The organism is Pseudomonas tehranensis, assembly GCF_014268615.1.
Lineage (GTDB): Bacteria > Pseudomonadota > Gammaproteobacteria > Pseudomonadales > Pseudomonadaceae > Aquipseudomonas > Aquipseudomonas tehranensis.
On the sequence record NZ_JABWQV010000148.1, the window covers coordinates 1 to 12027 of the forward strand.

Annotated in this window: 10 protein-coding genes; 5 read left to right on the forward strand and 5 right to left on the reverse strand. The window is 61.4% G+C overall.

Translation table 11 applies throughout. From position 1 onward, the window contains the following. Both HU811_RS18730 and HU811_RS18735 read left to right on the forward strand, forming a co-directional pair. Nucleotides 1-551 (forward strand): DNA gyrase C-terminal beta-propeller domain-containing protein (locus HU811_RS18730; RefSeq protein ID WP_275944490.1); only part of this gene is annotated, 551 nt, incomplete at its 5' end. A gap of 179 nt (nucleotides 552-730) precedes the next feature. After that, nucleotides 731-1435 carry a PqiC family protein gene (locus tag HU811_RS18735; protein WP_092395718.1) on the forward strand — a complete coding sequence of 235 codons (705 nt, stop codon included), beginning with the start codon at nucleotides 731-733 and terminating at the stop codon, nucleotides 1433-1435. Nucleotides 1436-1672: 237 nt separating this feature from the next. Here HU811_RS18735 and HU811_RS18740 read toward each other — a convergent pair whose 3' ends face one another. Further along, nucleotides 1673-3187, reverse strand: coding sequence for an AhpA/YtjB family protein (locus tag HU811_RS18740; RefSeq protein WP_092395720.1), 1515 nt, complete (start codon nucleotides 3185-3187; stop codon nucleotides 1673-1675). A gap of 133 nt (nucleotides 3188-3320) precedes the next feature. Here HU811_RS18740 and serB point away from each other — a divergent pair, with 133 nt between their 5' ends. Then, entirely contained in the window at nucleotides 3321-4535 is a 1215-nt protein-coding gene (gene serB, locus HU811_RS18745) for a phosphoserine phosphatase SerB (RefSeq protein ID WP_092395722.1), read from the forward strand. Between the two features lie 167 nt (nucleotides 4536-4702). Here serB and HU811_RS18750 read toward each other — a convergent pair whose 3' ends face one another. From HU811_RS18750 to HU811_RS18765, 4 genes are all read right to left on the reverse strand, one after another. Further along, complete coding sequence (locus HU811_RS18750) at nucleotides 4703-6463, reverse strand: cyclic-di-GMP receptor FimW-related protein (RefSeq protein ID WP_186657415.1); 1761 nt, start codon at nucleotides 6461-6463, stop codon at nucleotides 4703-4705. Between the two features lie 193 nt (nucleotides 6464-6656). After that, entirely contained in the window at nucleotides 6657-7517 is an 861-nt protein-coding gene (gene asd / locus HU811_RS18755; protein WP_186657416.1) for an archaetidylserine decarboxylase, read from the reverse strand. 19 nt (nucleotides 7518-7536) lie between these two features. Continuing rightward, on the reverse strand, nucleotides 7537-8352 hold the full coding sequence (gene rhdA, locus HU811_RS18760; RefSeq protein ID WP_186657417.1) for a thiosulfate sulfurtransferase: 816 nt from the start codon (nucleotides 8350-8352) through the stop codon (nucleotides 7537-7539). Nucleotides 8353-8394: 42 nt separating this feature from the next. Further along, nucleotides 8395-9933 carry an HDOD domain-containing protein gene (locus HU811_RS18765; RefSeq protein ID WP_186657418.1) on the reverse strand — a complete coding sequence of 513 codons (1539 nt, stop codon included), beginning with the start codon at nucleotides 9931-9933 and terminating at the stop codon, nucleotides 8395-8397. Nucleotides 9934-10099: 166 nt separating this feature from the next. Between HU811_RS18765 and motA the strand changes: the two genes are divergently transcribed. Beyond that, nucleotides 10100-10951, forward strand: a complete 852-nt coding sequence (gene motA, locus HU811_RS18770; RefSeq protein ID WP_047227299.1) for a flagellar motor stator protein MotA — start codon at nucleotides 10100-10102, stop codon at nucleotides 10949-10951. A gap of 1 nt (nucleotide 10952) precedes the next feature. Next, nucleotides 10953-11990, forward strand: coding sequence for a flagellar motor protein MotB (gene motB, locus HU811_RS18775; protein ID WP_186657420.1), 1038 nt, complete (start codon nucleotides 10953-10955; stop codon nucleotides 11988-11990). The last annotated feature ends 37 nt before the right edge of the window (nucleotides 11991-12027 follow it).

The window sequence follows — 12027 nt, forward strand, 5'->3', positions numbered from 1 at the left end:
CTCGCGGCCAGGGCGAGCCGCTGACCGGTCGATTAACTCCACCACCGGGTGCAACTTTTGAATGCGTGCTGATGCCTGATGATGACGGGCTGTACGTTATTGCGTCGGACGCCGGCTACGGGTTTGTCGTCAAGGGTGAGGACCTGCAAGCCAAGAACAAGGCGGGCAAGGCGTTGTTAAGCCTGCCGAATAACGCCAAGGTCATAGCGCCGCGACCTGTGTCCGATCGTGAGAACAACTGGCTGGCTTCAGTGACGACTGAAGGTCGGTTGCTGGTCTTCAAAATCAGTGACTTGCCGCAGCTGGGTAAAGGTAAGGGCAACAAGATCATCGGTATTTCCGGCGAACGGGTAGCCAGTCGTGAGGAATATGTCACGGATATTGCAGTGTTGCCGGAAGGCGCCACGCTTGTGCTACAGGCTGGAAAGCGTACGCTTTCGTTGAAGGCAGACGATCTTGAACACTACAAAGGTGAACGCGGTCGGCGGGGCAATAAGCTTCCGAGAGGGTTTCAGCGGGTCGATGCACTGCTCGTCGAAAACCTCAATTAAGCGTGCTAGAGCGCTCGGTCTGCGATTAAAAGCCGCAGATCGGCACTTTCGCGCTGGAGTCGGAGCGCATATTCACGGATGATAGGCCCTTTCAAGCGCCGGCGTGGCCGAGCGTTCTTCATATTGACCGAGTTTTTTTTCACTGTGGTAAGCCTTGTGGCTGCCACCTGGACGGGACGATGACTGCTCTGCGCCTTCCTATTTTGTGGCTCGCCGGCCTGCTTGGCCTGGCGGGCTGTAGCGTCAATCAGCCAGTGTCGCTGTATCAACTCGACAGCGGAAACCCGGCCCAGCCTGCACAAAGCGCAGGCATGGCGGTATTACTGGGCCCGGTATTGATTGCCGATTACCTGCAACGTGAAACCCTATTGCAACGCCAACCGGACGGCAGCCTGCAAGCCGCCACCGACGGTCGTTGGGCCGGTAGCCTGTCGTCGGACATTGATCAGCTGTTGCTGCGTCAGGTCGCCGGGCATCTGGACAGCCAGCGCGTGGTACTTGCGCCAGCCACCCAGGGCTTTACCCCGGATGTACAGGTCTTGCTGTCGATTACTCGGCTGGACTCGGGCGAATCGCAACCGGCGGTACTGGATGCCCAGTGGCGCCTGATCGATCGTCGCGGCAAGGTTCGCGAGAACCGTATCATTCATCTGCAAGAGCAACATGCCGGCGGTACCGCTGCGCAGGTTCAGGCTCAGGGTGTGTTGCTGCAACGTCTTGCCGAGCAACTGTCCGTGGCGCTCAAGCCTTTGGCCAACCAGCCTCCTATCGCAGATGTGCCTCGCAAATCGGCGCCTGCAGCGACCAAAAAGGTCGAGAAGGAAAAGGACAAGATTCCTATGGCCTTGCCGATCCGTACGGACATGGAAGTGTTCAGGTTCTGATGGTTGAACTGGATGCAAAACAAAGCCCGCATTGATGCGGGCTTTGTTGTTTCTGTGGGTTGCAGTCTCGGGTGTCTATGTTGGCCTCATCGCGAGCAGGCTCGCTCCCACAGGGGCCTCTGCTAGCCACAGATCCAGTGTGGGAGCGAGCCTGCTCGCGATGAGGTAGGCGAAGGCCACAAAAAAGCCCGCAGACAATCACTCATCTGCGGGCTTCGTCATTTCAGGTGTTGAGGCTCAGGCCTGACGCTCATGCATCCGCGCCAGTTGTCGCTCCAGCATTGAGGGATAAGGCTCCATCAATCGCTCGACGCAGCATGCGCCTTCCGGGCTGGCGATAGGGCGGATACGGGCGCGCTGACGGATCAGGGCATCGTCGTTGATCTTGCGCTCCACCAGCAGCAGGTTGCGGCTGTGCTGCGACAGGGCCAGGGCGTCCTGGGCGGTTTCGGTCAGCAGCAGGTCGATCTGGCTCAGGCCGAACAGCCCGTCACCCAAGGTCAGGCCCAACTGCAATTGCAGGGTGATGCCGCTGTCGGCGACTTCGATCTGCAACTGGTGTCCCAGGGCTCGGAGCAACTCACCGCAGCAAATGGCATTGGTGAGGTAGTCATCACCGCTGTCCTCGGTGTGGAACAGCATCAGCGTGCTGCCATCGTTCAGGGTGTGCAGTTGGCCCTGATACAGCGATGCGGCCTGGTCGAGGCAGTCGCGGTAACGCTCAAGCAGTTCCTTCAGGCGCGCCTGTGGCAGCCGGCGCAGTTGGTCCTGGGCGCCCAGTTGCACGGCCAGCACGGCACTGTGTTGGGGCAGGTCCGAGGCGACGGGTCTGGCGACCGATTGCGCCTCATCGGCGATTGAGTCGTCACGCAGGTCGGCGAAAGCATCGTCGTCTTCATCGTCCTCCACCGTGCGGACCACGCGGCGTGGTCCGGGCCTGGAGGCGGGGAGAGGTTGGCTTTCGTCGAAGTCCGGGTCCCGCAGGTTACGCACTTCGAAACCTGGTTCGGCTTCGTCGTCACTGTAGTCGATGTCTTCAGGCTCCGGCACGGGGGCAGGTTCCGGGGCGAAGCTGGCGTGCAGTTGTCGAGCCAGATCGCCAATTTCGTCCTGGCGCTGGGTCGCTGGGGTGTGCTCGTCGATATCCCGCAGCCAGACCCGCAGTTGCAGCAGTGGCGTAGAGATGTGGCGTCCCAGGCGCAGGCTCAAGGCCAGCGCCAGCGCCAGCAATATTGCGCTGAGGATGCCCATGCTTTGCAGGCTGATGGTCATCGGCTGCTGGAACTGGTCCATGTCCAGGCTGATGCGCAGTTGCCCGGCGGTCACGTCCTGGAAGGTGATCCTGCTCTGGTACATACCGCCGGATTCGCCCAGCAGGCCCGGCTTGGGACGCTGGCCGGCTTCGGCGAGGATGCGGTTGTCCACGCTATAAATGGCGGCGTGGGCCACCAGTTTGTTTTTGGTGAGGTTGTTGAGCAGCACGTTGAGGCTAAGGATGTCGTTGGACACCAGTAGCTCGGTGGCGGACGTGGCGGTCTGCGTGGTCAGGCTCTCGCCCAGGGCGTCGGCCTGCTCGTGCATGGCCTGCTTGAACTGCAGGCCCATCACGCAGGCATAGATCACCAGGGCCAAGGCGACCAGGATCACGTTATGGCTGGCAATGCGCAATGCAATCGGCACGCGACGGTGGCGCAGTGCACGGAAGATCAGCAGAAAGAAATTGTCGGTTTTGACTGGCGTGGGCCGGTTCACTGAGCTCGGCTCTTTGTCCGTGAAATTGACGCGCAGTATAGCGACAGGCCCATGACCGGCAAAGCACCGACGGTGCCCGATGGTCACTGAAAGTGGGTAGAATGCGGTTTTTTTCCACCTGCGGGGGTGCGCCTTGCGCGAAATCGTCCTGATAAACATCACTGGCAGTGACCGTCCGGGTCTGACTGCGGCCATTACCGGCGTTCTGGCCCAGGGTGGTGTGAACATTCTCGACATTGGTCAGGCGGTGATTCACGACACACTGTCGTTCGGCATCCTGGTTGAAATCCCGGACGCCGAACAAAGCAAGTCGGTGCTCAAGGACATCCTGTTCACCGCCTACAAGCTCGACCAGCAGGTGCGTTTCACCCCGGTGTCCGAAGCCGATTACCAGCATTGGGTTAACGGCCAGGGCAAGACGCGCCATATCGTGACCCTGTTGACCCGCAAGGTGACCGCCGAGCAATTGCAGCGCGTCAGTTCGATCACTGCCCAATACGGCCTGAACATCGATCACATCGACCGGTTGTCCGGGCGCATGCCGCTGGATACGCCGGATGACAAGGGCAAGGGCTGCATCGAATTCTCCGTGCGCGGCGAGCCGGCCGATCCCCAGGCGCTGCGCGCCGAATTCCTCAGCGTGGCCCAGGAGTTGAACGTCGACATCGCGTTCCAAGAGGACTCGCTGTTCCGTCGCAACCGCCGCCTGGCGGTGTTTGACATGGATTCGACGCTGATTGAAGCCGAAGTCATCGACGAACTGGCCAAGGCCGCCGGCGTGGGCGACAAGGTGTCGGCCATCACTGAGCGAGCCATGGCCGGCGAGTTGGATTTTCGCGCCAGCTTCAAGGAACGCCTGGCGCTGCTCAAGGGGCTGGACGTCAGCGTGCTGGACTCCATCGGCGCTTCCTTGCGCCTGACCGAAGGCGCCGAAACCCTGTTCGCCGAACTCAAGCGCCTGGGCTACAAGACCGCGATCCTGTCCGGCGGCTTCACTTACTTCGCCAAGCAACTGCAGGCCAAGCTCGGCATCGACTACGTGTTCGCCAATGAACTGGAAGTCGTGGATGGCAAGGTCACGGGCGTGGCCGTCGAACCGATCGTCGATGCCCAGCGCAAGGCGGATCTGTTGCGCGAACTGGCCGAGAAGGAAGGCCTGCGCCTGGAACAGACCATTGCTGTGGGCGACGGCGCCAACGACCTGCCCATGCTGGCGATCGCCGGTCTGGGCGTGGCGTTCCGGGCCAAGCCGCTGGTCAAACAGTCGGCCAGGCAGGCGATTTCCACCCTCGGGTTGGACGGGGTGTTGTATCTGCTGGGCTTCAGGGATCGCGACGGACAGCTTTGATCTCGACCCCCCGATTCTGGGGGGCACACTTGTGGCGAGGGAGCTTGCTCCCGCTGGGGCGCGAAGCGGCCCTGAAATCTGGCACCTCAGGGCCCCAGGTTGACCGCATTGGGGCTGCTGCGCAGCCCAGCGGGAGCAAGCTCCCTCGCCACAAGAATCTGTGTTGCTTACAGCGACTTCCACAACGAATCAAAATCCCCTTCATTGTCGTGGCCATCTGCGCTGGTCCCTGAATCCTCCTGTCGATAAGCAAACTGGTTGAAGCTGTGCGTGCTGGTCACCCGTCGGTCCAGGCTGGCGCGGCGTTCCTGGCCGTTGGTGTTGATCAGCACTTGCTGGCCTTCCTGGAAAGGCAGGCGGGGCGCGATCATGGTGGGTGGCAGGTCAATGGCGCTGATCTCGGGCAGCAACAGCCCTCGCAGGTAGTGACCATGCTCACCCTTCTCCCGTACCAGTTGCAGCCCGCAAGGCTGTGCATGGGGCGCGACCAGCTCGATGCCCATTTGCATGGCGCCATTGCGCACCTGCCTGATCCAGCGCACCACGGCGATGCTCCAGGCTTGATCGTTAGTGTCGCGAATGCCGACCATTTCCCCGGCCTGCAGTTGCTCAGGCACCTCCTTCGGCCAGCCGAGGCAGTAACCGCCGGGGCTGTGATTGATGATGGGCAGGTCGTAGGTCGCGAAGTGGTGCTGGTTGTCGGAGCTGGCGCCGTCGTCGTCGGCCGGATTGACCGGATACTCGATTTCTTCATAAGGCAACAGATCACTGTCACCGGCCGCAGCTGCGTCGAAAGCCTGGCTCCAGGTGTCGTTGGTCTTGGTCGGTGTGGCCTCGAACCGAGCCTTGCGCGTTGCAGAATCCTTCAGGATTTCGCTGAAAGAGCGCTCGCCGCCGAGGTAATAGTGCAAAGCGCTCATGCCTACGCAGAGCGTCAGCGTGCCGTTGCCCTCTGTGCGTTGGAAGCTACGTTCGACCGCTTCGCCCCAGGCCGCTTGCAGGTGATGCAAGGTGTCGGCGTTCATTGCGCCAGGCACGGGCAAGGTGTGATCGTCGGGTTGTTCCAGATGAGTGGCAATGGCACGCACCAGCGGCTGCGGATCGAAACCCAGCAGGCTGGGCTGTTGCTCGGCCCTGAACTTGGAGCGATAGCGCGGCCCGATATCCAGTTGCGGTGCAACGGCGAACAGGCTCGTGGCGGTGACGGCCGGGTCCAGCGTGACCTTCTGACTCCAGGATTCGAGCACCTCGACGAGTCGCGCAATCTGGCCCTGGCGCAGTTGATTGCTGCGTGAGGTGCCCAGCAGCAGGGCGACCACGTAGGTTTGCTCGACATTCAACTGATGCACCTGGCTGGCCAGTTCATCGCTGACGCTGAGGTGTTGCAGCCGATGGTGGCAGGCGATTCGGTACAACTGATGCAAATCGAGCCACAGCCCTTCAGGTACGGGGCTATACAACTGGCTGATACGCAGCAGCGTGCCGTCCAGGGCATGCATCGCGCGTTGCAGTGCGGTGCTCAGCAGCCGGGCGCGGTCCTTGGTGTATTTCGGCGAGATGCGCGCGACGATCTGTTTGTAACCCATGGCCAACTGGGTTTGCAGGGCCTGGCAGAGGTTGACGATCTTGCGCGAGCGCTCATCCAGGACGATGGCCTGTTGCAAAAAATGCCGCTCCAGGTGTTTGCAGACGTAATACACCTCGGGCCGCAACAATTCGAGCAGCTGCAGGCGATTATCGCTGGGGGTGAGCAGTTGGTTGAGTTCGCCGATGGCCTGGTACAACAGGCGTGCGGTTTCGCCGATATTGGCCTTGGGGAGGTTGGCAATCCAGCGTTTGAGGTCGCGCGGCGTGGCGTCGCAGAACGACAGGCGCGACTGTGTCGGTGTCAAAACGCGCGAAAGCTGGAGAGGGCTGGTCTCATTCATGCCGTGGATGGGCTCCGGCGGGAAATGAAAGGGATGTTTCCAACTCTAGCAGTTGACAGAGAAGCGCGCCGCGCTGGATGTGCTGTGGGGGCCAAGCTTGCTCGCGATGCAGGCGCCGCGGTCTTTTTCAGACTGCGTTATCGTTCATCGCGGGCAAGCCTTGCTCCCGCAGGCCTGCTTCCAAGGGCGTGACTCAGGTTTTTGGCAGCGCCAACCCCTGGCCCATCTGCACTGGCGAGCCGGCCACCAGCTCTTGGGCCCATTTCACCTGGTCCGGACCGAACAGCACGATGGCGGTCGATCCCAGTTTGAAGCGGCCCAGCTCGGCGCCTTTCTCCAGGTGGATCGGCGCCCGGGCGGCTTCGTCGTAACGGAAGGTTTTCAGCTCACGCTTAGGTGGCGTCACCAGGCCGGCCCAGACGGTTTCGATGGACGCAACGATCATCGCGCCCACCAGCACCACGGCCATCGGCCCGCGCTCGGTGTCGAAAATGCACGCCACGCGCTCGTTACGGGCGAACAGCTCTGGAACGTTTTCGGCTGTGGTCTGGTTCACCGAGAAAATCCGTCCCGGGATGTAGACCATTTCCCGCAGGGTGCCGGCCAGTGGCATGTGCACGCGGTGATAGTCCTTGGGCGACAGGTAGATGGTGGCGAAATCGCCGCCCATGAACGGCGCTGCGTTGGCTGCATCGCCGCCCAGCAGTTCCAGCACGCTGAAGCTGTGGCCCTTGGCCTGGAATACCCGACCGTGCTCGATGGGGCCGAGTTGGCTGACGGCACCGTCGGCGGGGCTGAGGATCGCCCCCGGTGTTGGGTCCAGCGGGCGGGCGCCTTCTTTCAGCGCTCGGGTGAAGAACGCATTGAAGTGCTCGTAGGCCGTGAGGTCTTCCACCAGCGCCTGGGACATGTCCACCTGATAACGTTTGGCGAACCATTGGGTAAAGGCATTCTTGAACCAGCGAACGCGGCATTCGGCAATACAGCCGGCCAGCCGAGACAGCAAGTGGTGGGGGAGCAGGTATTGGCTGAGGATGAACAAGCGGTTTTTCATTAACTGTCCTTAAGAACCTTCAGAGCTCGATGGGGGTGTCAGGGTGGTTGCCCCATTCGCCCCAAGAGCCGGCATAGCCTTTGACACGCGGATAACCGAGCGCCTTGGCCACCAGATAGGTGAAGCCAGAGCGGTGGTGGGTCTGGCAATGGGTGATGATTTCTTTGTCAGGCGTGATGCCCAACTGTTCGAGGATGTGCGGCATGTCGCTGCGGATGCGCAGGTTGCGTGCCGGATCCATGCCGGCGGTCCATTCGAAGTTGATCGCGCCGGGAATATGTCCGCCCCTGGCTGCGACGACTTTCTCGCCGGAATACTCCAGTGGGCCGCGTGCGTCCCAGATCGCCAGGTCAGCGGCACCGAGGCGGCTTTGCAGGTATTCGCGGGTGGCGGTGGGTTCATCGTGCAGGGTCAGGCTCACCGGGCCTGTGGCGGGCGGTGGTACTTCAGTGGACACCGGCAAGCCTTCGTCCAGCCACGCCAGTAAGCCACCGTCGAGGTAGTGGTAGTTCGAATGGCCGATCACATCCAGCAGCCAGATGAAGCGCCCGGCCCAGCCACCACCTTCATCGTCATAGACGACGTAGACCGCATTCGGGTTGTGCCCCAGTTCGCCGAACAGCGCCTCGAGGTCGGCTTTTGCTGGCAGCAGACCCGGCGCTGGGGGCTGGCCGAGTTGGGTGCGCTTGGGGTCGACGAAGCGTGCGCCAGGGATATGCCCGGTGCTGTAGCGGGCGGCACTGGTCAGGTCCACCAGAATCAGTTCGCGGGCGTCGAGGCGCGACAGCAAGTCGCTCGGCTCGATTACCAGCGGCAAGCCAGAGAAGTCAGGCATGTGAGGTCTCCAGGGGCGCAAAGGGAAAAGATTGTATCAAGATCAGCGACCGCGGTTGGTAAAGCTGTGCAAGGCACGTTCGATACACTGCACGGTTTTACCGAAGGCCTGCACCGTCACGTCCGAGAAGGGCCCGCCGCCCTGGTCCACCGCCACCAGCATGATCACCCGGCCGTTGCAGGTCAGTGAACGCAACAACAGGTGTTCGCCGCGAAACAGGCTGCGCAGGCCCGGCGGCAGCAACGCCGAAAACTGAGCGTTGTTGTCCGGGTTCAGGCGAACCTGGGCTTGTTGGGCCTGCAACCGTTGCAACACTTTGCTCTGACTGATGGAAAAACTCATGGCCGCCGCTTCTTTGGGCAGGCCGGCGATCTGATGCACGCGCAGGCTGGTCTGGCTGCGGTCGGCCATCAGAATCATCACCCGCCGCATGCCGCATGCCACCAATGCGTCCCGTGCCGAGGTGGTCAGGTGCATGGCGTTGCTGAACGGGCTCGGTTCCACCAGCAGTTCGGCGCATTGCTTGCGCCACTGAGTCAGGTCTTCGGCGCTGGGCGGGGCGGCCGGCAGCAGCCCCGGGTGGACGCGTCGGCTGCCCCAGGGCCAGATCAACGCCACGGCCGGATGCCAGAGGTCCGGCATGGTGTTGTGGTGGGCGCTGTTGACGGCTTGCTGGTGCAATTGCTGCTGGACGTCATCCATGGACATCTGCAGATACAAACTAGTGAGATATTGCCAGCGGGTACTGTGAGGGCCGTCCCACGCCTGTTGTGCTGAAAGGGCCAAGCCATTGGCCAGTAGCACCGTGTTGGCTGGCTGATTTAGCCAGCGCCGCAGGGTCGGGTCATCGTCCAGGCGATTTTGCTGGCGCAGCGGGTGTTCGCTATCCCGGGCGATGCGTAGCACTTTCACCAGCTCGCGGCGTTCGTTGAGCAGCAGGCGGTAACCCTGCGCCACCCAGACCGGCAGGCGCCAGGTCTCCACCAGCGCCAGGCAGATTTTCAGCAGGCCGACGCCGAACAGCTCGCGCTCCACCTTGTTCGCTGACTGGCCTTTATGCACAACCCGCAGTTCCCACTCTTTCAGCAATCCTGGATGAGTCAGGGCCAGCGGCCAGAGTGGTGACAGAAACAACAGGCTGCCCCAGTGGATGTCTTGCCACAACCGCGCCAGGCGGCTGGCAAAAAAACCATTGGCCTGTTGCGTTGCGTGCTGGCTGATCAATTGCAGTTGGCGCAGCGCGAGGGGTATTTGCTGCTCCGGCAACGAGGGCAGGCGGGCGAGCAATTCTTCGGTGCGCTTGAGGCCGAGGCGGTTGATGGCCACTTCGAGATTTTCTGCCGGTTCGGCAAAGTTGCCATGGGTGTGGTGGTTGGCTTCACGGATGACGCTCAGCGCCAGGGCGGGGCTGTCCTGGATCAGCTCGGCAATGTCACGCAGTGAACGGCGGCTGTCGCCAATGGCTTTGCAGACCAGGTCATGACTGGCCTGGGGCACTGGCAGATGGACGCCCTCGAGCAGCTTTACCCAGCCTTCGAGCGTGGTCGGTCGTGGAGTTGGAACCTTCGTTTCGTTAGCCATGGCTGGACGCGATCATCATAGGGAGTATCTACGCCCGGAACGGGGCAAATTGGCTTTTCGCCTGAACTGGCTATAGTCTGGCGCAGTTTTGCCGATAAGTAGAAGAAGAGATTTTTCAGCTTCCGAATATGACCTTGAACCCGACTTAAATAAGTACTTTCTATCTATGGCTAAAATTATCGGCATCATTGTCGTGTTCGCGAGCGTTCTGGGCGGATACGTGCTCTCCCATGGCAAGATTGCCGCCCTGGTCCAGCCCTTTGAGGTCCTGATCATCGGCGGCGCGGCCCTTGGCGCATTCCTGCAGGCCAACCCCGGCTACATGACGATGCACGTGCTCAAGAAGTCCTTGAGCATGTTCGGCTCGCGTTTCAGCCACACTTTCTACCTTGAGGTGCTGGGGCTGATCTACGAGATCCTCAACAAGAGCCGCCGCGAAGGCATGATGGCGATCGAAGGGGATATCGAAGACGCAGCGTCCAGCCCGATCTTCGCCAAGTACCCCACGGTGCTCAAGGATGAGCGCATGACGGCGTTCGTCTGTGATTACCTGCGCATCATGTCGTCCGGCAACATGGCTCCCCATGAGCTCGAAGGCCTGTTCGACATGGAGCTGTACAGCCTCAAGGAAGACCTGGAGCACCCGTCTCACGCGGTCAACGGCATCGCCGACGGCATGCCGGGTTTCGGTATCGTCGCGGCGGTATTGGGCATCGTGGTGACCATGGCCTCCCTGGGCGAAGGCGACCAGGCATCTATCGGCCTGCACGTAGGTGCGGCACTGGTAGGTACCTTCTTCGGTATTCTCGCCGCGTATGGCTTCTTTGGCCCGTTGGCCCATTCCCTGGCCCACGACGCCAAGGAAGAACTCAATGTCTACGAAGCCATCAAGGCTTCGCTCGTGGCCTCGGCCTCGGGCATGCCGCCATCGCTGGCTGTGGAGTTCGGTCGCAAGGTCCTGTACCCGGCGCACCGTCCAAGCTTCGCCGAGTTAGAACAAGCGGTTCGCGGTCGCTAAGATGGAAAACAACCAGCCGATCATTATCAAGCGCGTCAAGCGCATAGCCGGCGGGCATCACGGGGGCGCCTGGAAAATCGCCTTCGCCGACTTTGCGACGGCGATGATGGCGTTCTTTTTGGTGCTGTGGCTGTTGTCCACCGCGACTCCAGAGCAGAAAATCGCCATCGCCGGTTACTTCAAGGACCCGGTGGGTTTTTCCGAAAGCGGCACGCCTTACATCATCGACCTGGGCGGCTCGCCGGTCCTGGCGCCGGAAAACACCCTCAACCCTGAAGTCGAATCCCAGCCTCAGCCCGACAAGGCGACGGTAGACGCCAATGACGCCGAAGGCATGGCCGAAGAGGTCGAGCGCGAGCGTCTGGAGTTGCTGCTGCAAGAGTTGCAGAACAAGGTCGAAGAGAACCCTGAACTGCAGAAGTTCAAGGACCAGATCCTGTTCGAAATCACGCCGAACGGCTTGCGCATCCAGATCATGGACGCCGAGAACCGTCCGATGTTCGACTCTGGCAGCGCGCGCCTGAAACCTTATTTCGAAGATATTCTGCTGGCCATGGCCGACACCATCAAAGCGGTGCCGAACAAGATCAGCATCAGTGGTCATACCGATGCCAAGCCCTTCATTGGCAAAGGCGATTTCGGTAACTGGGAGCTCTCCGCCAATCGCGCCAACGCGGCCCGTCGGGCCCTGGTGGCTGGCAGTTATCCGGATGAGCAGGTGGCGCGGGTGGTCGGTTATGCCTCCTCGGCGCTGTTCGACCGCAAAGACCCGTTCAACCCGGTCAACCGGCGGATCGATATCGTGGTGTTGACCAAGAAGGCCCAGAAAGCCATCGAAGGTTCGCAAACCGATGACCCTGCGCCAGACCCGGCCCAGGGCGCCGGCGCGCCGGGTGAAGTGCCGGTCACGCCTGGCGCGCCGGAGGATCCGAACGCATTGCCGGCGGACCAGCAGCCTGTTCCCGCCCATGAGGTGCGCGAGCGTCTTAATCTGTTCGATGATCTCGCGCCGAAACCGGCCGAGCCGCCTGCGCAGTGAGGCCTGCTTGCTTTTGTGGCGAGGGAGCTTGCTCCCG

Bases quoted from the DNA above. Each gene is read 5' to 3' on its own strand.
- rhdA (WP_186657417.1), bottom strand. From the start codon at position 8,352: ATGCCTGACTTCTCTGGCTTGCCGCTGGTAATCGAGCCGAGCGACTTG.
- motA (WP_047227299.1), top strand. From the start codon at position 10,100: ATGGCTAAAATTATCGGCATCATTGTCGTGTTCGCGAGCGTTCTGGGC.
- asd (WP_186657416.1), bottom strand. From the start codon at position 7,517: ATGAAAAACCGCTTGTTCATCCTCAGCCAATACCTGCTCCCCCACCAC.
- motB (WP_186657420.1), top strand. From the start codon at position 10,953: ATGGAAAACAACCAGCCGATCATTATCAAGCGCGTCAAGCGCATAGCC.
- HU811_RS18765 (WP_186657418.1), bottom strand. From the start codon at position 9,933: ATGGCTAACGAAACGAAGGTTCCAACTCCACGACCGACCACGCTCGAA.
- HU811_RS18750 (WP_186657415.1), bottom strand. From the start codon at position 6,463: ATGAATGAGACCAGCCCTCTCCAGCTTTCGCGCGTTTTGACACCGACA.
- HU811_RS18735 (WP_092395718.1), top strand. From the start codon at position 731: ATGACTGCTCTGCGCCTTCCTATTTTGTGGCTCGCCGGCCTGCTTGGC.